Raw genomic sequence first — 24,515 nt, 5'->3', positions numbered from 1 at the left:
TACTTATTGCTCTTTTACTGTAACAAGGTGAGCTACTTTGTTAATCATTCCGCGAATTGCAGGATTATCGTCTTGAACGACAGTTTGATTTAACTTACGTAGGCCAAGTGTACGAACAGTTACACGTTGATCTTCTGGACGACCAATTACGCTACGAGTAAGGGTAATTGCTAGTTTGTTTGCCATTCCATATCCCTCCCTTATCCTAACAGTTCTTCTACAGTCTTGCCACGTAGTTTTGCAACATCTTCAGCACGTTTTAGGTTAGCTAAACCGTTAAGAGTTGCACGTACCATGTTGATTGGAGTGTTTGAACCTAAAGATTTAGATAGAATATCACTTACTCCACCCAATTCTAGTACCGCACGAACTGGGCCACCAGCGATAACTCCTGTACCTTCAGAAGCAGGTTTTAAGAAAATTTGACCTGCACCAAATTGTCCAAGGATTTCGTGTGGAATAGTTGTACCAACCATAGGTACAGTAATTAAGTTTTTCTTCGCATCTTCAATTGCTTTACGGATTGCATCTGGTACCTCTTGTGCTTTACCAGTACCGAATCCAACGTGACCGTTTTTGTCACCAACTACAACTAATGCAGCGAAGCGGAAACGACGTCCACCTTTCACAACTTTAGCTACGCGGTTAACGGTAACAACACGTTCTTCAAGCTCTAATTTATTTGGATCAATACGACGCATGATTTTCCCTCCTTTTACAATTAGAATTGTAATCCAGCTTCACGAGCAGCGTCAGCTAATGCTTTAACACGGCCATGATATAAATAACCGCCACGGTCGAATACTACTTCGTTTACACCTTTTTCTACTGCGCGTTTAGCGACTAATTCGCCAACTTTGATAGCAGCTTCAGTGTTACCAGTGCTTTCTAAAGTCAGGTCTTTATCTAACGTTGAAGCACTTGCGATTGTTACTGAATTTAAATCGTCGATAACTTGTGCGTAAATATGTTGATTAGAACGGAACACGTTTAAACGCGGACGAGTTGCAGTTCCAGATAACTTCGCACGAACACGAGCATGTCTTTTTTTACGAACTTTGTTTTTATCAAGCTTCGTGATCATTTCGGGCACTCCTTTCTTTTACCTAACCGGCATTACTTCTTAGCAGTTTTACCTTCTTTACGACGTACATATTCGCCTTCGTAACGAATACCTTTACCTTTGTAAGGCTCTGGTGGACGAACGTCACGAATATTTGCAGCTAATGCACCTACGCGTTCTTTATCAATACCTTTAATAACGATCTTAGTTTGAGAAGGAACTTCGATTTCGATTCCTGTTTCAGGAGTAATCTCAACTGGGTGAGAGTATCCAACGCTCAATACTAATTTGCTACCAGATTTTTGTGCACGGTAACCTACACCGACTAATTCTAAACCACGTTCGAATCCTTTAGTAACACCTTCAACCATGTTACCTAAAAGGCTACGAGTAGTTCCATGAAGAGCGCGGTGCTCTTTATTGTCACTAGGACGATTAACAACTAATACGTTGTCTTCAACTTTAATTTCGATTTCAGGGTGGAATGTACGAGTTAATTCACCCTTTGGTCCTTTTACAGTTACAGTGTTGCTCTCGTTCGTAACTGTAACACCTGCTGGAAGTTCTAAAGGCTTTTTACCAACACGTGACATAGTTACACCTCCATTCACATTTAAAACTTATTACCAAACGTACGCTAATACTTCTCCACCAGTTTGCTTTTGACGAGCTTCTTTGTCAGTTAAAACACCTTGAGAAGTAGAAACGATTGCGATACCTAAACCGTTAAGTACACGTGGTACTTCGTTAGTTTTTGCATAAACACGTAGACCAGGTTTACTGATACGTTTTAAGCCTGTAATTACACGTTCGTTATTTGAACCGTATTTTAAGAAGATACGGATAATACCTTGTTTGTTGTCTTCGATGTATTCTACATCACGTACGAAACCCTCACGCTTAAGGATTTCTGCAATTTGCTTCTTAATGTTAGAAGCAGGAACTTCAATTTTCTCATGACGAACCATGTTCGCATTGCGGATACGAGTTAGTAAATCTGCAATAGGATCAGTCATTACCATATTAATTTACCTCCTTCCCAAACTTGGGTTTTACCAACTAGCTTTTTTAACACCAGGAATTTGACCTTTATAAGCAAGCTCACGGAAACAAATACGGCAAAGCTTGAATTTACGTAGTACTGAGTGTGGACGTCCACAACGTTCGCAACGTGTATACTCTTGTACTTGGAATTTTTGCTGGCGTTTTTGCTTCGCAATCATTGATTTTTTAGCCACATTTTCGCCTCCTCTGCTTAACGTTGGCAGTTATTACTTCTGGAATGGCATACCGAACTGAGTTAAAAGCTCACGAGCTTCTTCATCAGTGTTTGCTGTTGTAACAATAACGATATCCATACCACGAACTTTAGTTACTTTATCATAATCGATCTCTGGGAAGATCAATTGTTCTTTAACACCTAACGTGTAGTTTCCACGACCATCAAATGCTTTTTTAGATACACCACGGAAATCGCGCACACGTGGAAGTGATACTGATACTAATTTATCGAAGAATTCGTACATACGCTCGCCGCGTAAAGTAACTTTCGCACCGATTGGCATACCTTCACGAAGACGGAAACCAGCGATAGATTTTTTCGCACGAGTTACAACAGGTTTTTGACCAGTGATTTCAGCTAGTTCTTCAACAGCGTTATCTAAAGCTTTTGAGTTAGAAACAGCATCACCGATACCCATGTTGATTACGATCTTGTCGATTTTTGGCACTTGCATTACAGATTCATAATTAAACTTGCTAACTAGAGCAGGAGTAATCTCTTTTGTAAATTTCTCTTTAAGACGGTTCATGTGAACTAAACCTCCCTTCACATTTCATTAATTATTTATCTAAAGTTTCACCAGATTTTTTTGCTACACGTACCTTTTTGCCATCGATAACTTGGTACCCAACACGAGTTGGCTCACCAGATTTAGGATCCAACGGCATTACGTTTGATACGTGGATAGGTGCCTCTTGGCTAACGATTCCACCTTGTGGATTTACTTGAGAAGGTTTAGAGTGTTTTTTCACAACGTTCACGCCTTCAACAAGTACACGGTCTTTCTTTGGGAAAGCTGCAAGTACTTCACCTTGCTTACCTTTGTCTTTACCAGAGATAACCACTACTTTGTCGCCCTTTTTAACATGCATCCTATTCGCACCTCCTTAAAAGGCATTTTGTATTTGTTCTATATATCAATTAGATAACTTCTGGAGCCAATGATACGATCTTCATGAAGTTGTTATCACGTAATTCACGAGCAACTGGTCCGAAGATACGAGTACCACGTGGTCCTTTGTCGTCACGGATGATTACGCAAGCATTTTCGTCGAAACGGATGTAAGAACCGTCAGTACGGCGAACACCACTTTTTGTACGTACAACAACAGCTTTAACAACGTCACCTTTTTTAACAACGCCTCCTGGTGTTGCTTGTTTCACCGTACAAACGATAACATCACCAATGTTTGCTGTCTTACGACCTGAACCACCAAGTACTTTAATAGTAAGTACCTCACGTGCACCAGAGTTGTCTGCAACTTTTAAACGAGATTCTTGTTGAATCATGTACGAAACCTCCCTTCGGATGAATCATTCTTATCCGATCTATCTTAACTATTAGATGATAACAGCTTTTTCTACAACTTCTACTAGACGGAAACGTTTAGTAGCTGATAACGGACGAGTTTCCATGATCTTCACGATATCGCCTAGTTGAGCTGTATTGTTTTCATCGTGAGCTTTGAATTTCTTTGAGTATTTTACACGCTTGCCATAAAGCGAATGCTTTTTGTAAGTTTCAACAAGAACAGTAACAGTCTTATCCATTTTGTCAGAAACTACGCGGCCAGTGTAAACTTTACGTTGGTTGCGTTCACTCATTCTGAAAGCCTCCTCTCAGACTTAATTATTTATTAGCAGCAATCTCTCTTTCACGAACTACAGTTTTCATACGAGCGATCGATTTGCGCACTTCGCGAATACGAGTAGTATTCTCTAATTGTCCAGTCGCTAATTGGAAACGAAGGTTAAACAACTCTTCTTTTAAAGCCTTAACTTTTTGTTCAATTTCAGCAGTGGTAAGGTCACGAATTTCATTAGCTTTCATTAGAATCACCACCAATTTCTTCACGTTTTACAAACTTACATTTTACAGGTAGCTTGTGTGCAGCTAAACGTAAAGCTTCACGTGCAACCTCTTCAGATACACCTGAAATTTCAAACATTACTTTTCCAGGTTTAACAACTGCTACCCAACCTTCAGGAGCACCTTTACCAGAACCCATTCGGACTTCTAGAGGCTTAGCAGTATAAGGTTTAGAAGGGAAAATTTTAATCCATACTTTACCGCCACGTTTCATGTAACGAGTCATTGCGATACGAGCAGCTTCGATTTGACGGTTTGTAATCCAAGAAGCTTCAGTAGCTTGTAAACCGAATTCACCGAAATGTACTTCCGTACCACCTTTAGCGCGTCCACGCATTTTTCCGCGATGTTCGCGACGATATTTAACGCGTTTTGGTAATAACATAATTATTTTCCTCCTTCCTCAGTTTTCTTTTTAGTAGGAAGAACCTCTCCACGATAGATCCATACTTTCACACCAAGTTTACCATAAGTAGTATCTGCTTCAGCGTGAGCATAGTCAATATCAGCGCGAAGTGTATGAAGTGGAACTGTACCTTCACTGTAATATTCAGAACGAGCAATATCAGCTCCGCCTAAACGACCAGATACCATTGTTTTGATACCTTGTGCGCCAGCACGCATACTACGTTGGATAGCTTGCTTTTGAGCACGACGGAATGATACACGGTTCTCAAGTTGGCGAGCGATGTTTTCAGCTACTAGTTTAGCATCTAAATCTGCTCGTTTAATTTCAAGGATGTTAATGTGTACACGCTTGCCTGTTAATTGGTTAAGAGCTTTACGAAGTGATTCTACTTCAGTACCACCTTTACCAATTACCATACCAGGTTTTGCAGTGTGGATCGTTACGTTTAAGCGGTTAGCAGCGCGTTCGATTTCAACTTTAGAAACAGCTGCATCGTTTAAACGTTTAGCGATATATTCACGTACTTTTAAGTCTTCATGTAATAAGTCAGCGTAGTCTTTGCCAGCGAACCATCTTGATTCCCAATCACGGATGACACCGACGCGAAGACCGACCGGATTTACCTTTTGACCCATGAATTATCCCTCCTTCTTTTCTGATACCACGATTGTGATGTGGCTTGTGCGCTTGTTAATTTGGCTTGCACGTCCCATAGCGCGTGGACGGAAACGTTTTAAAGTTGGACCTTCGTTAACAAAAGCGTCAGTAATAACTAAATTGTTAGCGTCCATTTCATAATTGTGTTCTGCATTGGCAATAGCAGATTTTAATACTTTCTCAACGACTGGAGAAGCAGCCTTTGGCGTGTGAAGTAGCACTGCTAGCGCTTCACCCACTTGCTTACCTCGAATTAAATCTACAACTAAACGAACTTTACGAGGAGCAATACGTACTGTTCTCGCGACAGCTTTAGCTTGCATTTAAAAGCCTCCTCTCATATTAGCGTCTTGTTTTCTTATCATCACTTGCGTGACCTTTGTAAGTACGAGATGGTGCGAATTCACCAAGTTTGTGACCTACCATGTCTTCAGTAACATAAACTGGTACATGTTTACGACCGTCATATACAGCAATTGTATGACCAATGAACTGAGGGAAGATAGTTGAACGACGAGACCAAGTTTTTACTACTTGCTTGCTGTCAGTTTCGTTTAACTTCTCAATTTTGTTGATTAAATGGTCATCTACAAAAGGTCCTTTCTTTAAGCTGCGACCCATAAATGAACCTCCCTTCGTGATTGTCCTACGGTTCGTTTGAACCGTAGCTCAATCCCGTTATTTTTTACGACGACGAACGATAAATTTATCGGATTTGTTTTTCTTCTTACGAGTTTTGTAACCAAGTGTTGGTTTACCCCATGGACTCATTGGAGACTTACGTCCGATTGGAGAACGTCCTTCACCACCACCGTGTGGGTGATCGTTAGGGTTCATTACAGAACCACGTACAGTTGGACGAATACCTAACCAACGAGAACGACCGGCTTTACCGATGTTGATTAACTCGTGTTGTTCGTTACCAACTTGACCTACAGTTGCACGACAAGTTGCAAGGATCATGCGTACTTCACCAGAAGTTAAACGTACTAATACGTATTTACCTTCTTTACCAAGTACTTGAGCAGATGTACCTGCAGAACGAACTAATTGTCCACCTTTACCAGGTTTCAATTCGATGTTGTGTACTACTGTACCAACAGGGATGTTAGCTAAAGGAAGCGCGTTACCTACTTTAATGTCAGCTTCAGGACCTGACATAACTTCTAAACCTACTTTTAGGTTTTTAGGAGCAAGGATGTAACGTTTTTCACCATCAGCATAATGAATTAATGCGATGTTAGCTGAACGGTTTGGATCATATTCGATTGTAGCAACGCGTCCAGGTATTCCATCTTTATCGCGTTTAAAATCGATGATACGGTATTGACGCTTGTGCCCACCACCTTGGTGACGAACAGTCAATTTACCTTGGTTGTTACGACCACCTTTTCTCTTGACAGGTGCAAGTAACGATTTTTCTGGTTTGTCAGTAGTAATTTCAGCGAAATCAGAAACTGACATACCACGACGACCATTTGAGGTTGGTTTATACTTTTTAATCGCCATCTCAATTTCCCTCCTTCTCTAGTAATCTTAAGCTTCGAAGAATTCGATTTCGTTGCTCTCTTGAGTTAGTGTTACTACCGCTTTACGACGACGGTTAGTAAGACCACTGTAGCGACCTACACGCTTGAATTTACCTTTGTAGTTCATGATGTTTACTTTTTCAACTTTTACGTCAAAGATTTTTTCGATAGCATCTTTAACCTCAGTTTTATTAGCTTTTACATCAACATCAAACGTATATTTTTTCTCAGCCATTAAGTCTGTTGAACGTTCTGTAATTACGGGGCGCTTAATAATATCACGAGGATCTTTCATTATGCAAGCACCTCCTCTACTTTTTCAACTGCGTCTTTAGTGATTACAAGCTTATCATGGTTCATAACGTCTAATACGCTTAAACCATTAGCTGCAACAACTGTTACACCAGGAATATTACGTGCTGAAAGTGCAACATTTTCGTTAAGATCAGCAGTTACTACTAATGCTTTGCGTTCTACTGTTAGGTTTTTAAGAACTGCTACCATTTCTTTTGTTTTTGGAGCGTCAAAAGAAAGAGCTTCAAGAACAACGATGCTGTTATCTTGAGCTTTAGTTGATAATGCAGACTTAATTGCTAAACGACGAACTTTTTTAGGTAATTTGTAGCTATAGCTTCTTGGAACTGGACCAAATACTACGCCACCACCACGCCATTGTGGAGAACGGATAGATCCTTGACGAGCACGACCAGTACCTTTTTGACGCCATGGCTTACGGCCACCGCCTCTTACTTCAGAACGATTTTTAACTTTAGAAGTACCTTGACGTTGAGATGCGCGTTGCATTACGATCGCGTCGAAAAGTACTTTGTTGTTTGGTTCGATACCGAAAACGGCATCTTGAAGTTCGATCTCTCCAACGTTTTCACCGTTTTGGTTAAACAATGCTACTTTTGGCATTGGTTATTCCTCCTTTCTCGAAGAATTATTATTTAGATTTAACTGCAGATTTAACAGTAACTAGAGATTTTCTAGCTCCTGGCACGTTACCTTTTACTAATAAAAGATTGCGTTCTGCGTCAACTTTAACGATTGATAAGTTTTGCACAGTGATGCGCTCTCCACCCATGCGTCCTGGTAATAATTTACCTTTAAATACGCGGTTTGGAGCTACAGGACCCATTGAACCTGGGCGACGGTGGTAGCGAGAACCATGAGACATAGGTCCGCGAGATTGTCCGTGGCGTTTAATAGCACCTTGGAAACCTTTACCTTTTGAGATTCCTGTTACATCAATTACATCGCCTTCTGCGAAAATATCAACCTTGACTTCTTGACCAACTTCATATGCTGAAGCGTCCACACCGCGTAACTCACGGATGAAGCGCTTAGGAGCAGTATTAGCTTTAGTAGCATGTCCTTTTGCAGGTTTGTTAGATAGTTTTTCACGGATATCTTCGAAACCTAATTGGATTGCTTCGTAACCGTCTGTCTCAGCGTTTTTAACTTGAAGAACTACGTTAGCAGAAGCTTCAATTACTGTTACTGGGATCAAGTCACCATTTTCAGCAAATACTTGAGTCATACCGATCTTTCTTCCTAAGATTCCTTTGGCCATTAGTCACACCTCCTAAGTATCTTTTCATTCTTTATTTTAAATTAAAGTTTAATTTCGATATCTACACCAGATGGTAAGTCTAAACGCATTAATGAATCAACAGTTTGTGGTGTTGGATTCACGATATCAATTAAGCGTTTATGCGTGCGCATTTCGAACTGCTCACGAGAATCTTTATATTTGTGTACTGCACGTAGAATTGTATAAATTGATTTTTCAGTCGGTAATGGAATCGGACCAGATACAGCCGCACCAGAACGTTTTGCAGTTTCTACGATTTTCTCAGCAGATTGATCAAGAATTCTGTGATCATATGCTTTTAAACGAATGCGAATTTTTTCTTTTGCCATTATTTTCCCTCCTTTTTCGCCTATTTTACAATAGACATTCTCCGCGGAAATTTCCCCACACTCGCCATGGCAAAGCGGCCGGGTGTGTCGGCAACCTTCCGCATCATCGCAGTCAAAGACCAACATTTTTATTATACTAAAAATGGGTTCATATTGCAACAATAAAGTTAAAAAACTTTTTTATGTGTCGCACACTTTTTTCATTATATATAAAAGGAGATCATTTTGCAAGTGTAATAGTAAAAACTATCTTTACCTTTTATCACCAAATAAAAAAGGAGTAGGTTACCCTACTCCCTTTACTGAAACGAGAAATTACTCGCTGATTTTAGCTACAACGCCAGCGCCTACTGTACGTCCACCTTCACGGATTGAGAATTTAGTACCTTCTTCAATCGCGATTGGAGCGATAAGTTCAACAGTCATTTCGATGTTGTCGCCAGGCATTACCATTTCTACGCCTTCAGGTAAGTTACAAATACCAGTTACATCAGTTGTACGGAAGTAGAACTGTGGACGGTAGTTTGTGAAGAATGGAGTGTGACGTCCACCTTCGTCTTTAGAAAGAACGTATACTTCAGCAGTAAATTTAGTGTGTGGAGTGATTGAGCCTGGTTTAGCTAATACTTGTCCACGTTGGATTTCTTCACGTGCTACACCACGAAGTAAAGCACCGATGTTGTCGCCAGCTTCAGCATAGTCAAGAAGCTTACGGAACATTTCTACACCTGTTACAGTAGTAGATTTTGGCTCTTCAGTTAAACCGATGATGTCGATAACGTCACCAACTTTAACTTGTCCACGCTCTACACGACCTGTAGCAACTGTACCACGACCAGTGATTGAGAATACGTCCTCAACTGGCATCATGAATGGTTTTTCAGTGTCACGTTCTGGAGTTGGGATGTACTCATCAACAGCGTCCATAAGCTCGATGATTTTAGCTTCCCAATCAGCTTCGCCTTCAAGAGCTTTAAGAGCAGAACCTTTGATTACTGGTACATCGTCACCAGGGAAGTCGTATTCAGAAAGAAGGTCACGTACTTCCATTTCTACTAATTCAAGTAGCTCTTCGTCGTCTACCATGTCACATTTGTTTAAGAATACAACTAGGTAAGGTACACCTACTTGACGAGAAAGAAGGATGTGCTCACGAGTTTGTGGCATTGGACCATCAGCAGCAGATACTACTAAGATACCGCCATCCATTTGAGCAGCACCAGTGATCATGTTTTTAACATAGTCAGCATGTCCTGGGCAGTCAACGTGTGCATAGTGACGAGTGTCAGTTTCATACTCAACGTGTGCAGTTGAGATTGTGATTCCACGCTCGCGCTCTTCTGGAGCAGCGTCGATCATGTCGTAAGCCATTGCTGCACCTTTACCACTTTTCTTAGCAAGAACAGTAGTGATAGCAGCTGTTAAAGTTGTTTTACCATGGTCAACGTGACCAATTGTACCGATATTGGCATGTGTTTTTGAACGGTCGAATTTTTCCTTAGCCATTCGAAAATCCTCCTTAAAATTCATGTAGTTTATGGTTTATGAGGCCGTGAAAGGGAATGAGCTCCACTTTCACAGCGTACATAAGTAGTTATACTTCAATAAAGAGTGAAAATCAATTATTCACCTTTATTTTTTTTAATAATTTCTTCTGAAATTGATTTAGGAACTTCTTCGTAGTGATCGAAGTGCATAGAATATGTTCCGCGACCTTGAGTGTTTGAACGTAATGCAGTTGCATAACCAAACATTTCAGAAAGTGGAACGAATGCACGTACAACTTGAGCGTTACCGCGTGCTTCCATACCTTCTACACGTCCACGACGAGACGTAACGTCACCCATGATATCTCCTAAGTATTCGTCAGGGATAACAACTTCAACCTTCATCATTGGTTCAAGGATAGCTGGGTTACATTTTGATACTGCGTTTTTAAGAGCCATAGAAGCGGCAATTTTAAACGCCATCTCACTTGAGTCAACGTCATGGTAAGATCCATCAACTAAAGCAGCTTTGATATCGATTAATGGATAACCAGCAAGAACACCGTTTTGTAATGCATCTTCAAGACCAGCTTGAACTGCAGGGATGTATTCACGTGGAACTACACCACCAACGATTTTGTTCTCAAATTCAAAGCCTTTTCCTTCTTCATTAGGTTCGAACTCAATCCAAACGTGACCGAATTGTCCACGACCACCAGATTGACGAGCGAATTTACCTTCAACTTTCGCACCAGCGCGGAAAGTTTCACGGTAAGCTACTTGAGGAGCACCAACGTTTGCTTCTACTTTGAATTCGCGACGCATACGGTCAACGATGATATCAAGGTGAAGCTCACCCATACCAGAGATGATGATTTGACCAGTCTCTGTATTAGTTTCCGCACGGAAAGTTGGATCTTCTTCTTGTAACTTTTGAAGAGCTGTCGTCATTTTATCTTGGTCAGCTTTTGATTTTGGCTCAACAGATAAAGAGATAACTGGCTCTGGGAATTCCATAGACTCAAGAATTACAAGACTCTTTTCGTCACATAGAGTATCACCAGTAGAAGTATCTTTTAATCCTACAGCTGCCGCGATATCTCCAGCGTATACTTCAGAAATCTCTTCACGAGAGTTAGCATGCATTTGTAGGATACGACCTACACGCTCACGCTTACCTTTTGTAGAGTTTTTGATGTATGAACCAGAGCTTAGTACACCAGAGTACACACGGAAGAACGTTAATTTACCAACATAAGGGTCCGTCATAACTTTGAACGCTAATGCTGAGAAAGGAGCGTTGTCGCTAGACTCACGCGTAACTTCTTCTTCTGTGTCAGGTACGATACCTTGGATTGCTGGTACATCAACTGGAGATGGTAGGTAATCAATTACCGCATCTAGCATTAATTGTACACCTTTGTTTTTGAATGCTGAACCACAGATAACTGGGTAGAATTCAACGTCACAAGTACCTTTACGGATACCAGCTTTTAGTTCTTCAACTGTAAGCTCGCCTTCGTCTAAGTACTTCATCATTAATTCTTCGTCAAGTTCTGCAACAGCTTCTACTAGGCTTGCACGGTATTCTTCAGCTTGCTCTTTGTATTCCTCAGGAATTTCACGAGATTCTGAACGAGTACCTAAGTCATCTTCGTAGAAGTATGCTTTCATTTCCACAAGGTCAATGATTGCTTCGAAGTCATCTTCAGCACCGATTGGCAACTGAATTGGGTGAGCATTTGCACCTAAACGATCGTGGATCGTTTTTACAGAGTACAAGAAGTCAGCACCAATTTTGTCCATTTTGTTAACGAATACGACACGGGGAACACCGTACGTAGTCGCTTGACGCCATACTGTTTCTGTTTGAGGCTCAACACCAGATTGAGCATCAAGAACTGCCACAGCGCCATCAAGTACACGTAATGAACGCTCAACTTCAACAGTGAAGTCTACGTGTCCAGGAGTATCGATGATGTTAACGCGGTGACCTTTCCAAGAAGCAGTTGTCGCAGCAGACGTGATAGTGATACCACGTTCTTGCTCTTGCTCCATCCAGTCCATTTGTGAAGCTCCTTCATGAGTTTCACCAATTTTATGGATACGGCCAGTATAATAAAGAACACGCTCAGTTGTTGTTGTTTTACCAGCATCAATGTGAGCCATGATCCCAATATTACGAGTGTTTTCTAAGGAGAACTCTCTTGCCATCTTAGGTATTTCTCCTTCCATATTATAATTTGTTTTTTTAAAAGTTTCGTTAAAAGATTACCAACGGTAATGAGCAAATGCTTTATTAGCTTCTGCCATTTTGTGAGTATCTTCACGTTTCTTAACTGCAGCACCAGTGTTGTTAGCTGCGTCAAGGATTTCGTTAGCTAAACGCTCTTCCATCGTTTTTTCTCCACGAAGACGAGCATAGTTTACTAACCAACGAAGACCTAAAGTAGTACGACGCTCTGGACGTACTTCTACAGGAACTTGGTAGTTAGAACCCCCTACACGGCGTGCTCTAACTTCTAGTACAGGCATGATGTTTTTAAGAGCTTGGTCGAATACTTCCATAGCTTCTTTACCACTGCGCTCTTGTACTAAATCGAATGCTCTATAAAGAATAGCTTGTGACTTACCGCGCTTTCCATCAAGCATCATTTTGTTGATTAAGCGAGATACAAGCTTAGAATTGTAAATCGGATCTGGTAATACGTCTCTTTTTGCAACAGGTCCCTTACGTGGCATTCTACTTCCTCCTTTCACTTTTAAAAGTTTATCTATTAATTGTTAAGCTATTATTTTTTAGCTGCTTTTGGTCGCTTAGTACCATATTTAGAACGACCTTGCATACGGCCATCCACACCAGCAGTATCAAGTGCACCACGTACGATATGGTAACGTACCCCTGGTAAATCTTTTACACGTCCACCGCGGATAAGTACCACGCTGTGTTCTTGTAAGTTGTGACCAATACCTGGGATATAAGCTGTTACCTCGATACCGTTTGTTAAACGTACACGAGCATATTTACGAAGAGCCGAGTTCGGTTTCTTCGGTGTCATAGTACCCACACGTGTACATACACCACGTTTTTGTGGAGAAGATTGGTTAGTTTGAGCTTTCTTGAAGCTGTTGTAACCTCTGTTTAAAGCAGGTGAGTCAGATTTTTTACCTTTACTCACACGACCATTACGGATTAATTGGTTAATAGTAGGCATTTAATTTTTCCTCCTTTCGCCTTTTGTAAGACCACACATCCAGGTGGTTCATTTTTTAGCAAAAAACAAAGTCTTTGAAACTAAAAGTTCAAAAACGTGTTAACTAATAATTGCAACAGTTGCAGCGTTAACTTCTATCCTACAAGCTTGACCAAGCTTTCGCATAGAAGGGACATACGTATACGGAACGTTTTCTTGCTGTGCCGTTTTTGCCACAATGGATGTGACATAAAAATCAGCGTCTTCAGCAATGATGACTTCCTTTACTGTACCTTTTTTTAATGCTTTCACCGTCTGCTTTGTTCCTACAATAATATGATCAGCCTGTAATACTTTTTCATAAGACATTATCATATCCTCCAAAGTAACAGGTAGTTTATAGGAGCACCTTTGATATAGTATCATTCCCTAGAATGGATGTCAACTAACGTTTCGTAGTTTTTTTAAAAAACATCCATTCTAGAGTAATGATTTTATAATTAGTCGATTGTTACCGTTTCTTCAGCTTGGTTTTTGATTGGTTCAGCATTACGATATCTCGTCATACCTGTACCAGCCGGAACTAGCTTACCAATGATAACATTCTCTTTAAGTCCAAGCAACTCATCACGTTTTCCTTTGATTGCAGCATCTGTAAGAACACGAGTTGTTTCTTGGAATGACGCAGCAGATAAGAAGGAATCAGTTTCAAGAGATGCTTTTGTAATACCAAGTAATACAGGACGGCCTGTCGCTGGACGATTGCCTTCAAGTAATACTTTTTCATTAGCATCAGTGAATTGGTGAATATCAAGTAATGAACCTGGTAATACATCTGTATCTCCTGAATCCATTACGCGCACTTTACGAAGCATTTGGCGAACCATTACCTCTACGTGTTTATCTCCAATTTCTACCCCTTGCATACGGTATACTTTTTGCACCTCACGAAGCAAGTACTCTTGTACAGCCGTGATGTCTTTTACTTTTAGTAATTCTTTAGGATCAATTGAACCTTCCGTTAATTCTTGACCACGTGCAATGCGCTGTCCTTCAATAACTTTCAGGCGTGCACTGTACGGAGCTGTGTAAGAACGAGTTTCAATCTCTCCTTGAACAGTAATTTCGTGCTGACGATCGCGTCCTTCAGAAATGCCGGCAATTGTACCTTCAATTTCAGAAATAACGGCTTGACCTTTAGGGTTACGCGCTTCGAAGATCTCTTGGATACGCGGTAAACCTTGAGTGATATCGTCTCCAGCAACCCCACCTGTATGGAATGTACGCATCGTTAACTGTGTACCTGGCTCACCGATAGATTGAGCAGCGATGATACCAACTGCCTCACCCACTTCAACTTCTGAACCAGTTGCAAGGTTACGACCGTAACATTTTTTACATACACCGTGGCGAGTGTTACATGTGAATGCAGAACGAATCCATACTTCTTCAACACCAGCATCCACAATTGTTTCAGCTAGGTCTTCTGTAATTAGTTCGTTTTCTTTCACTAACACTTCGTTTGTTCCTGGGTGAAGTAGTGTTTTTCTTGCATAACGTCCAATTAGACGCTCATCAAGTTTCTCAATTTCTTCTGTTCCTTCTTTGATTGCAACAGCCAGAATACCGCGGTCTGTACCACAGTCGTCATCACGTACGATAACGTCTTGTGCCACGTCAACCAGACGACGAGTAAGGTAACCTGAGTCAGCTGTTTTAAGAGCCGTATCGGCAAGACCTTTACGTGCACCATGGGTAGAGATAAAGTACTCTAATACTGTTAAACCTTCACGGAAACTAGATTTGATTGGTAACTCAATGATACGACCAGACGGGTTGGCCATTAGTCCACGCATACCTGCAAGCTGAGTGAAGTTAGATGCGTTACCACGGGCACCAGAGTCACTCATCATGAAGATTGGGTTGCGTTTGTCTAATGACGCCATTAATTTACCTTGGATAACGTCTTTCGCGCTACTCCATACAGAGATAACACGCTCATAACGCTCATCTTCAGTAATTAAACCGCGACGGAATTGTTTTAGTACGTTATCTACTTTAGCTTGCGCTTCTGTTAAGATAACTTCTTTTTCTCCTAAAACCACGATATCAGCTACACCAACTGTAATACCAGCTTTAGTAGAATATTTGAAACCTAGGTCTTTCATACGGTCAAGCATTTTAGAAGTCTCAGTAATTTTGAAACGTTTAAATACTTCAGCGATAATATTACCTAAGATTTTTTTCTTAAACGGTGCGATAGCCGGTTGATTCTTGATGAATTCCTTCACATCTGCACCTTTTTCAACAAAGTACTTCTCAGGAGTTTTCACTTCTAAGTTTTCTCTTGTTGGTTCGTTAATGTATGGGAACGATTTTGGTAAAATTTCGTTGAAAACTAATTTACCAACCGTTGTAACAAGCAACTGTTGATTTTGTGCTTCTGTAAACGTTTCGTTGTTTAAAGAACCTGCATACACACCTACACGTGTATGAAGATGCACATAACCGTTTTGGTACGCTAATAGTGCTTCATTTGTATCCTTGAACACCATGCCTTCTCCAACTGCCTCTTCACGCTCAAGCGTTAAGTAGTAGTTACCTAATACCATATCCTGTGAAGGTGTAACAACTGGTTTACCATCTTTAGGGTTCAAGATATTTTGAGCAGCAAGCATTAAGATACGTGCTTCTGCTTGTGCTTCCGCAGATAATGGAACGTGAACCGCCATTTGGTCACCGTCAAAGTCAGCGTTATATGCTGTACATACAAGCGGATGAAGACGAATAGCGCGACCTTCTACAAGCGTAGGTTCAAATGCTTGAATACCTAGTCTGTGTAGCGTTGGTGCACGGTTTAAAAGAACTGGATGCTCTTTAATAACCGATTCTAATACGTCCCATACTTCAGGTTGCACACGTTCAATTTTACGTTTTGCACTCTTGATGTTATGAGCTAAACCGCGTTCAACAAGCTCTTTCATTACGAAAGGTTTGAAAAGCTCTAACGCCATTTCTTTTGGAAGACCACATTGATACATCTTTAAGTTCGGACCTACAACGATTACCGAACGGCCAGAGTAGTCAACACGTTTACCTAATAAGTTTTGACGGAAGCGACCTTGCTTACCTTTTAACATGTGAGAAAGAGATTTTAATGGACGGTTACCTGGTCCTGTTACCGGACGGCCACGACGACCATTATCGATTAATGCATCTACAGCTTCTTGAAGCATACGCTTTTCGTTTTGAACGATAATGCTAGGAGCTCCAAGGTCTAATAAACGCTTTAAGCGGTTGTTACGGTTAATTACACGGCGATATAAATCATTTAGATCAGACGTAGCAAAGCGTCCACCATCTAATTGAACCATTGGACGAAGTTCTGGCGGAATAACCGGTAGAACGTCTAAAATCATCCAAGAAGGTTCGTTACCAGAATGACGGAAAGCCTCTAGTACCTCTAAACGTTTAATAGCACGTGTACGACGTTGACCTTGAGCAGTTTTCAATTCTTCTTTCAAAGCATCTACTTCTTTATCAAGATCGATGTCATGCAATAATTTTTTAACAGCTTCAGCACCCATTGCTGCATGGAAAGTTTGTCCGTACTTCTCACGATACGCACGGTATTCTTTCTCTGATAAAAGCTGTTTCTTTTCAAGTGGTGTATCACCAGCATCTGTTACTACATAAGAAGCAAAATAAATGATTTCCTCTAGCGCACGAGGGGACATGTCTAAGACAAGTCCCATGCGGCTAGGAATACCTTTGAAGTACCAAATATGTGAAACAGGTGCAGCTAGTTCGATGTGACCCATGCGTTCACGACGAACTTTTGCGCGCGTAACTTCTACGCCACAACGATCACATACAACACCTTTATAACGAACGCGCTTATATTTTCCGCAGTGACATTCCCAGTCCTTTTGTGGACCAAAAATACGCTCACAGAATAAGCCGTCTTTTTCAGGTTTTAACGTACGATAGTTGATCGTTTCAGGTTTTTTTACCTCACCGTACGACCAAGAACGAATTTTATCTGGCGAAGCTAGACCGATTTTCATATACTCAAAGTTATTTACATCTAGCAAGGAGCCTACCTCCCTTTTAATCTACAGGTTTTTTCCCTTAACGTTTATATGAAAGTAATTCCTTACTCTTTTGTGACAGGATCTTTTTGTCCTTCAGAAAGGCTTTCTTCGTTATCTGCAATAATTGATTCTGTTGGTTGCTCATGGTCCTCTTCTGAGTCCATGATATCAATTTCTTGCTCGTCAGCAGAAAGCATCTTCACATCCATACCTAAACTTTGTAGTTCTTTGATTAATACTTTGAACGATTCAGGTATGCCAGGTTCTGGAATGTTTTCACCTTTAACAATTGCTTCGTATGTTTTCACACGACCTACTACGTCGTCTGATTTCACTGTTAAGATCTCTTGTAATGTATAAGCAGCACCGTATGCTTCAAGTGCCCATACTTCCATCTCACCAAAACGCTGTCCACCGAACTGCGCTTTACCACCAAGTGGTTGTTGTGTAACAAGTGAGTATGGTCCAGTAGAACGAGCGTGAAGTTTATCGTCTACCATGTGAGCAAGTTTGATCATGTACATGATTCCTACTGATACACGGTTATCGAATGGTTCACCTGTTCGACCATCATATAGAACTGTTTTAGCATCACGAGACATGCCAGCTTCTTCGATTGTTGCCCAAACATCTTCCTCACGCGCACCATCAAATACTGGAGACGCAACGTGAATGCCAAGCTTACGAGCAGCCATACCTAAATGAAGCTCTAGCACCTGACCGATGTTCATACGAGATGGTACCCCTAATGGGTTTAACATGATGTCAATTGGCGTACCGTCTGGTAGGTAAGGCATATCTTCTTCCGGTAAAATACGTGAAATTACACCTTTGTTACCGTGACGACCGGCCATTTTGTCACCTTCAGAGATTTTACGCTTCTGAACAATGTATACACGGACTAATTGGTTTACACCTGGTGGTAATTCGTCGCCATCTTCACGGTTGAAGACTTTAACATCAAGGATAATTCCACCGCCGCCGTGCGGTACACGAAGAGAAGTATCACGAACTTCACGCGCTTTTTCACCGAAAATAGCGTGTAGAAGACGTTCTTCAGCTGTTAGTTCTGTTACACCTTTTGGCGTTACTTTACCAACTAAAAGATCTCCATCTTTTACTTCTGCACCAATGCGGATGATTCCACGCTCATCTAAGTTGCGAAGCGCATCTTCACCTACGTTTGGAATGTCACGCGTAATTTCTTCAGGTCCAAGTTTCGTATCACGAGACTCAGATTCATATTCTTCAATATGAACAGACGTATATACATCGTCTTTCACAAGGCGTTCACTCATGATGATGGCATCCTCATAGTTGTAACCATCCCATGTCATGAAACCAACCATTACGTTTCGTCCTAAAGCAAGCTCACCTTTTTCCATTGAAGGACCGTCGGCTAAGATCTCACCTTTTACTACTTCGTCGCCAACTGAAACAATTGGACGCTGGTTGTAACAAGTACCTTGGTTAGAACGAACGAATTTTAATAATTTGTATTGATCTAAGTTACCTTTAACTTTTTGTCCGTCTACTTCTTCATAGCGGCGAACAAAAATTTGTTTTGCTTCTACGCGCTCTACAACGCCAGGGTATTTACAAATCACGGCTGCACCAGAGTCTTTACCAGATACATATTCCATACCTGTACCTACGATTGGTGCTTCAGGATTTAATAAAGGTACTGCTTGACGTTGCATGTTCGCACCCATTAATGCACGGTTAGAGTCATCGTTCTCTAAGAATGGGATACATGCTGTAGCGGCAGATACAACTTGTTTTGGTGATACATCCATATAGTCTAAACGATCGCGACGGATAACCGTGTTTTCTCCACGGAAACGTGCAACGACATTTTCATCTAAGAATGAACCATCATCACCTAGACGAGCGTTCGCTTGGGCTACAACATAGTTATCTTCTTCATCAGCTGTTAAGTAGTCAATTCGCTCTGTCACTTTACCTGTTTCAGGATCGATACGACGGTAAGGTGTTTCGATGAAACCGAATTTGTTTACTTTTGCATAAGAAGAAAGTGAGTTGATTAACCCGATATTCGGACCCTCTGGCGTTTCAATCGGACACATACGGCCATAGTGGGAGTAGTGAACGTCACGCACTTCGAAACCAGCGCGTTCACGCGTTAAACCACCAGGTCCTAGAGCTGAAAGACGACGTTTGTGCGTCAATTCGCCTAATGGATTCGTTTGATCCATGAACTGTGATAATTGAGAACTTCCAAAGAACTCTTTAATCGCCGCAATAACTGGACGAATATTAATTAATTGTTGAGGTGTGATTGTATTCGTGTCTTGAATTGACATTCTTTCACGAACAACACGTTCCATACGAGATAAACCGATACGGAATTGGTTTTGTAACAATTCACCTACAGAACGCAGACGACGGTTACCTAAGTGGTCGATATCATCTGTGTCTCCTACTTGATGAAGCAAGTTAAAGAAGTAACTGATTGATGCTAAAATATCAGCAGGTGTGATATTTTTAACTTCTTCTGTTACATAAGCGTTGCCTGATACAGTGATGACTTTTTCACCTTCTGGATCATTTGGCGCATAAATCTTAATAGATTGTAATGTAACATCGTCTTCTACTACTCCACCAACCGGACTATAAGTTTTGAAGTTTACTCCACCTTCAAGCATCGGAATCAAGCGATCTAGCAGACGGCGATCAATCATTGCGCCTTTTTCTGCAATAATTTCACCTGTTTCAGGATCAACTAATGTTTCAGCTAGCTTTTGATTAAATAAGCGATGTTTGATATGAAGCTTTTTATTAATTTTATAGCGACCTACGTTCGCTAAGTCATATCGTTTTGGATCAAAGAAGCGAGATACTAATAGAGACTTCGCATTCTCAACTGTCGGTGGTTCACCCGGACGTAAACGCTCATAGATTTCTAATAGCGCTTTTTCCGTTGTTTCCGTATTATCTTTTTCAAGCGTATTACGGATGTATTCATTATCACCGATTAAATCGATAATCTCTTGGTCAGAACCGAAACCTAGCGCGCGTAACAGCACTGTTACTGGCAGTTTACGAGTACGATCAATACGCACGTATACTACATCTTTTGCATCAGTTTCATATTCTAGCCATGCACCACGGTTAGGGATAACAGTTGCTGTATATCCTTTTTTACCGTTTTTATCAAGCTTTCCACTATAGTAAACACTTGGTGAACGAACCAACTGTGATACGATAACACGCTCAGCACCATTAATTACAAAGGTACCTGTTTCGGTCATCAATGGGAAATCTCCCATGAACACATCTTGGTCTTTTACTTCACCTGTTTCTTTATTAATTAACCGCACCTTAACACGAAGAGGTGCTGCATAAGTTACATCACGTTCTTTAGACTCTCCTACTGAATACTTTGGCTCACCTAAGCTGTAATCAATAAATTCTAGTGATAAGTTACCTGTAAAATCATCAATTGGAGAAATATCTTGGAACATTTCTCGTAAACCTTCATCTAAAAACCATTGGTATGAAGCCGTTTGAATCTCGATTAAGTTCGGTAACTCTAAAACTTCACTAATACGAGCATAACTTCTGCGTTGGCGGTGGCGTCCATACTGAACTAGTTGACCTGTCAACTGATTCACCCCTCAAATCAAGCGTTATTATTCAAAATATATAATAAACCATATGTTTATTATTGAACAAAAGAAAAATGGTCTCTTTAAATAGAAAACCACAATTTCATAAAAACGTACTATTGATTTTATTAGTTTTTCCCATATAATTCAAAATTATACCTTTTATTTTATGTATAACCCGAGCTTATATGGAATATTTATATATTGGCATTTTATAATGCTAACATACTAAAAAATATTAGTCAACATTTTTTAGCACATATGATATAATACCCTTTTTTCTTTTCTACTACTTCTACTTCATTAAATAGAGATTCTAATTTCGCAAGAGCAGATGGCGCTCCTTGCTTTTTCTGAATCACAATCCAAAGTTCTCCTTGGTCAGCAAGGTGATCTAATGACTTTTCTAGAATTTCATGAACAACTTTTTTACCCGCACGGATCGGCGGATTACTAAGAATAGCTGCAAAATTCGTTTCCTTCACATTTTCATAGCAAGAGCTTTGATAGATTGAAACATTTGATACTGAATTAACTTCAGCATTTTTTTGAGCTAGTGCTAATGCACGTTCATTAACATCGACCATATGAACGTTTCTTTGGCTATCCTCTTTTGCAAGAGCCAACCCAATCGGGCCATATCCGCACCCAACATCCAGAAGCGGGCCGGGACTCTCAGGCATTTGAAACGTTTCAATTAACAGGCGCGATCCAAAATCGATCTCTTTTTTTGAAAAAACACCGCTGTCACTCGTAAATGAAAAAGAGGTTCCTCTCAATTCAAATGAAAAGCGCTCTTCATTACTTGCAGACGATGGTGTATTAGAAAAATAATGTTCTGTCAAAATAGAACCTCCTAATCAATATGTTCTTCTTTACTATAAATGAAAAGGATGACAGAAGCAAAAAAGCTCGCTTGTACAAGCGAGCTTTTTTATATCAGTTGTTAAGCAATAATTACTTAACTTCTACAGAAGCGCCAACTTCTTCAAGTTTAGCTTTTGCTTCTTCAGCTTCTTCTTTAGAAATACCTTCTTTAAGAGCTTTTGGAGCGTTATCAACGATTTCTTTAGCTTCTTTTAAGCCAAGACCAGTGATTTCACGTACTACTTTGATAACTTTGATTTTTTGTCCGCCAGCACTTTCAAGTACTAGGTCAAATTCAGTTTTCTCAGCAGCAGCTTCACCAGCAGCACCGCCAGCTACAGCTACAGGAGCAGCAGCAGTTACGCCAAATTCTTCTTCGATTGCTTTTACTAAATCGTTAAGTTCTAAAACAGTCATATTTTTAACTGCTTCAATGATTTGTTCTTGAGTCATTGTTAATTTCCTCCTTGTGATTGTGTTATATATAACAGACTAGATTATGCACCTTGTTCTTCTTTTTGATCTGCCACAGCTTTTGTAGCAAGAGCAAGGTTGCGAATTGGAGCTTGAAGCACGCTAAGCAACATAGAAAGTAAGCCTTCGCGAGATGGTAGTTCTGCAAGTGCTTTAATTTCTTCAACAGATGCAACATTACCTTCAATTACACCAGCTTTGATTTCTAACGCTTCGTGTTCTTTAGCGAAGTTGTTTAAAATTTTAGCTGGAGCAACAACATCTTCTCCACCAAATGCGATTGCATTTGGACCTACTAACGCATCATTAAGATCTGTTAGTTCAAGTTTTTCTACAGCACGGCGAGTTAAAGTGTTTTTGTAAACTTTGAACTCAATGCCTGCTTCACGTAATTGCTTACGAAGTTCAGTAACTTCAGCAACATTCAAACCACGGTAGTCAACGACAACTATTGAGTTACTCGCTTGAAGTTTTTCAGCAATTTCGTCTACGACTTGTTTCTTTTGTTCAATTACGTTGCTCATCTTTACACCTCCTGTAGATTTCCTTCCGTACACTCAGACAAGGTGCAATAAAAAACCTCCATGACAATAAAGACATGGAGGTGTAGTAAGCGAACCATAACGTTTCACTAATTTATCTCACACACCTCGGTAGGAAATTAAGCTTTGCAGCACCTACTGTCTACGGTACAAATGTTATTCTTTTTAACAACATTATCTATTATAATCAGGGACTTTCAAAAAGTCAACACCGATTTATTTCCAAATTTATTAAGCAGAGAATGAAGCAGTATCAACTTTGATACCAGGGCCCATTGTTGAAGTAACAGCTACGTTCTTCATGTATGTGCCTTTTGCTGCTGCCGGCTTAGCTTTTACCATAGTTTCGAAGATTGTAGTGAAGTTTTCAACTAACTTGCTCTCTTCGAAAGATACTTTACCGATTGGTACGTGGATGTTACCAGCTTTATCAACACGGTATTCTACTTTACCAGCTTTGATTTCGTTAACTGCTTTTTGAACATCAAATGTTACTGTACCAGTTTTAGGGTTTGGCATTAAACCTTTAGGTCCTAATACACGACCAAGTTTACCAACTTCACCCATCATGTCTGGAGTAGCTACGATTACATCGAACTCGAACCAACCTTGTTGGATTTTGTTGATGTAGTCAGCATCGCCAACGTAGTCAGCGCCTGCAGCTTCAGCTTCTTTAGCTTTTTCGCCTTTAGCGAATACTAATACACGTTGAGTTTTACCTGTACCGTTTGGTAGTACTACTGCACCACGAATTTGTTGGTCAGCTTTCTTAGGGTCAACTCCTAAACGGAATGCTACTTCTACAGTTGCATCAAATTTAGTTGTGTTTGTTTTCTTTACTAATTCAATCGCTTCTTGTACTGAATAAGTTTGTGTACGATCTACAAGCTTAGCAGCTTCAACGTACTTTTTACCTTTTTTAGCCATTTTTGTTTCCTCCTTATGTGGTTTTAACGGAATAACCTCCCACTAATAAAGGTTGCGAGCATAGGAAAACTTCCATTTCTCGCAACCTTCTAACACCCAATCAAATGGAATTAGTCTTCAACTACGATCCCCATACTGCGCGCTGTACCTTCTACCATGCGCATTGCAGATTCAACGCTAGCAGCGTTTAAGTCAGGCATTTTAGTTTCAGCAATCTCACGCACTTTGTCACGCTTGACTGTTGCAACTTTATTACGGTTTGGTTCACCAGAACCAGACTCAATACCAGCCGCTTTCTTAAGTAGTACAGCAGCAGGTGGAGTTTTCGTAATAAATGTAAATGAACGGTCTTCAAATACCGTGATTTCAACAGGAATGATAAGACCAGCTTGATCAGCTGTGCGAGCGTTAAACTCCTTACAGAAACCCATGATGTTAACACCGGCTTGACCTAATGCAGGACCAACTGGTGGCGCTGGATTTGCTTTACCTGCAGGAATTTGTAACTTAACAAGTTTAATTACTTTTTTAGCCACGAGACACACCTCCTTAAGTCCGTGATGTG

At 40.5% G+C, this 24,515-nt stretch carries 32 protein-coding genes and 1 other annotated feature; all 32 genes read right to left on the bottom strand.

What is annotated here, in order from left to right; all coding sequences use genetic code 11:
* Nucleotides 1-3 precede the first annotated feature (3 nt).
* Nucleotides 4-186 carry a 50S ribosomal protein L30 gene (gene rpmD, locus ACRPLY_RS24715; RefSeq protein ID WP_013054945.1) on the bottom strand — a complete coding sequence of 61 codons (183 nt, stop codon included), beginning with the start codon at nt 184-186 and terminating at the stop codon, nt 4-6.
* 14 nt (nt 187-200) lie between these two features.
* Nucleotides 201-701, bottom strand: a complete 501-nt coding sequence (gene rpsE / locus ACRPLY_RS24710; protein WP_013054944.1) for a 30S ribosomal protein S5 — start codon at nt 699-701, stop codon at nt 201-203.
* A 20-nt stretch (nt 702-721) separates the two neighbouring features.
* Nucleotides 722-1,084, bottom strand: a complete 363-nt coding sequence (rplR, locus tag ACRPLY_RS24705) for a 50S ribosomal protein L18 (protein WP_013054943.1) — start codon at nt 1,082-1,084, stop codon at nt 722-724.
* A 32-nt stretch (nt 1,085-1,116) separates the two neighbouring features.
* Nucleotides 1,117-1,656: a 50S ribosomal protein L6 gene (gene rplF, locus ACRPLY_RS24700; protein ID WP_013054942.1), complete on the bottom strand. Its 540-nt coding sequence runs from the start codon at nt 1,654-1,656 to the stop codon at nt 1,117-1,119.
* A 30-nt stretch (nt 1,657-1,686) separates the two neighbouring features.
* The gene (gene rpsH, locus ACRPLY_RS24695) at nt 1,687-2,085 is read right to left on the bottom strand and encodes a 30S ribosomal protein S8 (RefSeq protein WP_013054941.1); all 399 of its coding nucleotides are present in this window, start codon (nt 2,083-2,085) and stop codon (nt 1,687-1,689) included.
* 30 nt (nt 2,086-2,115) lie between these two features.
* Nucleotides 2,116-2,301 (bottom strand): type Z 30S ribosomal protein S14, encoded by a 186-nt coding sequence (locus tag ACRPLY_RS24690; protein ID WP_013054940.1) that lies wholly within the window; start codon nt 2,299-2,301, stop codon nt 2,116-2,118.
* Between the two features lie 33 nt (nt 2,302-2,334).
* Nucleotides 2,335-2,874, bottom strand: coding sequence for a 50S ribosomal protein L5 (gene rplE / locus ACRPLY_RS24685; protein ID WP_013054939.1), 540 nt, complete (start codon nt 2,872-2,874; stop codon nt 2,335-2,337).
* A 31-nt stretch (nt 2,875-2,905) separates the two neighbouring features.
* The gene (rplX, locus tag ACRPLY_RS24680) at nt 2,906-3,217 is read right to left on the bottom strand and encodes a 50S ribosomal protein L24 (protein WP_013054938.1); all 312 of its coding nucleotides are present in this window, start codon (nt 3,215-3,217) and stop codon (nt 2,906-2,908) included.
* Between the two features lie 49 nt (nt 3,218-3,266).
* Entirely contained in the window at nt 3,267-3,635 is a 369-nt protein-coding gene (gene rplN / locus ACRPLY_RS24675) for a 50S ribosomal protein L14 (RefSeq protein ID WP_013054937.1), read from the bottom strand.
* Between the two features lie 51 nt (nt 3,636-3,686).
* Nucleotides 3,687-3,950, bottom strand: coding sequence for a 30S ribosomal protein S17 (rpsQ, locus tag ACRPLY_RS24670; RefSeq protein ID WP_013054936.1), 264 nt, complete (start codon nt 3,948-3,950; stop codon nt 3,687-3,689).
* 25 nt (nt 3,951-3,975) lie between these two features.
* Nucleotides 3,976-4,176, bottom strand: a complete 201-nt coding sequence (gene rpmC / locus ACRPLY_RS24665) for a 50S ribosomal protein L29 (RefSeq protein WP_013054935.1) — start codon at nt 4,174-4,176, stop codon at nt 3,976-3,978.
* The gene (gene rplP, locus ACRPLY_RS24660; RefSeq protein WP_013054934.1) at nt 4,166-4,600 is read right to left on the bottom strand and encodes a 50S ribosomal protein L16; all 435 of its coding nucleotides are present in this window, start codon (nt 4,598-4,600) and stop codon (nt 4,166-4,168) included. Before rplP ends, rpmC begins: the two co-directional genes overlap by 11 nt.
* A 2-nt stretch (nt 4,601-4,602) precedes the next feature.
* The gene (rpsC, locus tag ACRPLY_RS24655; protein ID WP_013054933.1) at nt 4,603-5,259 is read right to left on the bottom strand and encodes a 30S ribosomal protein S3; all 657 of its coding nucleotides are present in this window, start codon (nt 5,257-5,259) and stop codon (nt 4,603-4,605) included.
* A gap of 3 nt (nt 5,260-5,262) precedes the next feature.
* Nucleotides 5,263-5,604, bottom strand: coding sequence for a 50S ribosomal protein L22 (gene rplV / locus ACRPLY_RS24650; protein WP_013054932.1), 342 nt, complete (start codon nt 5,602-5,604; stop codon nt 5,263-5,265).
* Between the two features lie 19 nt (nt 5,605-5,623).
* On the bottom strand, nt 5,624-5,902 hold the full coding sequence (rpsS, locus tag ACRPLY_RS24645) for a 30S ribosomal protein S19 (protein ID WP_013054931.1): 279 nt from the start codon (nt 5,900-5,902) through the stop codon (nt 5,624-5,626).
* 57 nt (nt 5,903-5,959) lie between these two features.
* Complete coding sequence (gene rplB, locus ACRPLY_RS24640; protein WP_013081374.1) at nt 5,960-6,790, bottom strand: 50S ribosomal protein L2; 831 nt, start codon at nt 6,788-6,790, stop codon at nt 5,960-5,962.
* A gap of 27 nt (nt 6,791-6,817) precedes the next feature.
* Nucleotides 6,818-7,105: a 50S ribosomal protein L23 gene (rplW, locus tag ACRPLY_RS24635; RefSeq protein WP_028412664.1), complete on the bottom strand. Its 288-nt coding sequence runs from the start codon at nt 7,103-7,105 to the stop codon at nt 6,818-6,820.
* Entirely contained in the window at nt 7,105-7,728 is a 624-nt protein-coding gene (gene rplD / locus ACRPLY_RS24630) for a 50S ribosomal protein L4 (RefSeq protein ID WP_013081372.1), read from the bottom strand. Before rplD ends, rplW begins: the two co-directional genes overlap by 1 nt.
* A gap of 28 nt (nt 7,729-7,756) precedes the next feature.
* The gene (gene rplC, locus ACRPLY_RS24625) at nt 7,757-8,386 is read right to left on the bottom strand and encodes a 50S ribosomal protein L3 (RefSeq protein WP_013054927.1); all 630 of its coding nucleotides are present in this window, start codon (nt 8,384-8,386) and stop codon (nt 7,757-7,759) included.
* A gap of 41 nt (nt 8,387-8,427) precedes the next feature.
* Nucleotides 8,428-8,736, bottom strand: coding sequence for a 30S ribosomal protein S10 (gene rpsJ / locus ACRPLY_RS24620; RefSeq protein ID WP_013054926.1), 309 nt, complete (start codon nt 8,734-8,736; stop codon nt 8,428-8,430).
* Nucleotides 8,737-9,051: 315 nt separating this feature from the next.
* Nucleotides 9,052-10,242 (bottom strand): elongation factor Tu, encoded by a 1,191-nt coding sequence (tuf, locus tag ACRPLY_RS24615; protein ID WP_013081371.1) that lies wholly within the window; start codon nt 10,240-10,242, stop codon nt 9,052-9,054.
* 116 nt (nt 10,243-10,358) lie between these two features.
* Nucleotides 10,359-12,437, bottom strand: coding sequence for an elongation factor G (fusA, locus tag ACRPLY_RS24610; RefSeq protein WP_028412663.1), 2,079 nt, complete (start codon nt 12,435-12,437; stop codon nt 10,359-10,361).
* 57 nt (nt 12,438-12,494) lie between these two features.
* Entirely contained in the window at nt 12,495-12,965 is a 471-nt protein-coding gene (gene rpsG, locus ACRPLY_RS24605) for a 30S ribosomal protein S7 (RefSeq protein WP_013054923.1), read from the bottom strand.
* A 50-nt stretch (nt 12,966-13,015) separates the two neighbouring features.
* A complete protein-coding gene (rpsL, locus tag ACRPLY_RS24600) occupies nt 13,016-13,438 on the bottom strand; it encodes a 30S ribosomal protein S12 (protein WP_013054922.1) in 423 nt (140 codons plus the stop codon).
* Nucleotides 13,439-13,537: 99 nt separating this feature from the next.
* Nucleotides 13,538-13,786, bottom strand: coding sequence for a 50S ribosomal protein L7ae-like protein (locus tag ACRPLY_RS24595; RefSeq protein ID WP_013054921.1), 249 nt, complete (start codon nt 13,784-13,786; stop codon nt 13,538-13,540).
* 131 nt (nt 13,787-13,917) lie between these two features.
* Nucleotides 13,918-17,511, bottom strand: a complete 3,594-nt coding sequence (gene rpoC / locus ACRPLY_RS24590; RefSeq protein WP_013081369.1) for a DNA-directed RNA polymerase subunit beta' — start codon at nt 17,509-17,511, stop codon at nt 13,918-13,920.
* Between the two features lie 62 nt (nt 17,512-17,573).
* Nucleotides 17,574-21,137: a DNA-directed RNA polymerase subunit beta gene (rpoB, locus tag ACRPLY_RS24585; RefSeq protein WP_028412662.1), complete on the bottom strand. Its 3,564-nt coding sequence runs from the start codon at nt 21,135-21,137 to the stop codon at nt 17,574-17,576.
* A gap of 245 nt (nt 21,138-21,382) precedes the next feature.
* Nucleotides 21,383-21,985 carry a class I SAM-dependent methyltransferase gene (locus ACRPLY_RS24580; RefSeq protein WP_034263652.1) on the bottom strand — a complete coding sequence of 201 codons (603 nt, stop codon included), beginning with the start codon at nt 21,983-21,985 and terminating at the stop codon, nt 21,383-21,385.
* A gap of 112 nt (nt 21,986-22,097) precedes the next feature.
* Nucleotides 22,098-22,460 (bottom strand): 50S ribosomal protein L7/L12, encoded by a 363-nt coding sequence (rplL, locus tag ACRPLY_RS24575; protein ID WP_013054917.1) that lies wholly within the window; start codon nt 22,458-22,460, stop codon nt 22,098-22,100.
* 44 nt (nt 22,461-22,504) lie between these two features.
* Nucleotides 22,505-23,005, bottom strand: coding sequence for a 50S ribosomal protein L10 (rplJ, locus tag ACRPLY_RS24570; RefSeq protein WP_013054916.1), 501 nt, complete (start codon nt 23,003-23,005; stop codon nt 22,505-22,507).
* A gap of 40 nt (nt 23,006-23,045) precedes the next feature.
* Nucleotides 23,046-23,189 (bottom strand) — a sequence feature (ribosomal protein L10 leader region).
* Between the two features lie 65 nt (nt 23,190-23,254).
* On the bottom strand, nt 23,255-23,950 hold the full coding sequence (gene rplA, locus ACRPLY_RS24565; protein WP_013054915.1) for a 50S ribosomal protein L1: 696 nt from the start codon (nt 23,948-23,950) through the stop codon (nt 23,255-23,257).
* A 110-nt stretch (nt 23,951-24,060) separates the two neighbouring features.
* Nucleotides 24,061-24,486, bottom strand: a complete 426-nt coding sequence (gene rplK, locus ACRPLY_RS24560; RefSeq protein ID WP_013054914.1) for a 50S ribosomal protein L11 — start codon at nt 24,484-24,486, stop codon at nt 24,061-24,063.
* Nucleotides 24,487-24,515 lie beyond the last annotated feature (29 nt).

It is taken from the genome of Priestia sp. TGN 0903 (assembly GCF_050846855.1).
Taxonomy (GTDB): Bacteria; Bacillota; Bacilli; order Bacillales; family Bacillaceae_H; genus Priestia; species Priestia zanthoxyli.
Note: the sequence above shows the minus strand (reverse complement) of the source record. Positions and strands in the feature narration are given on the sequence as shown.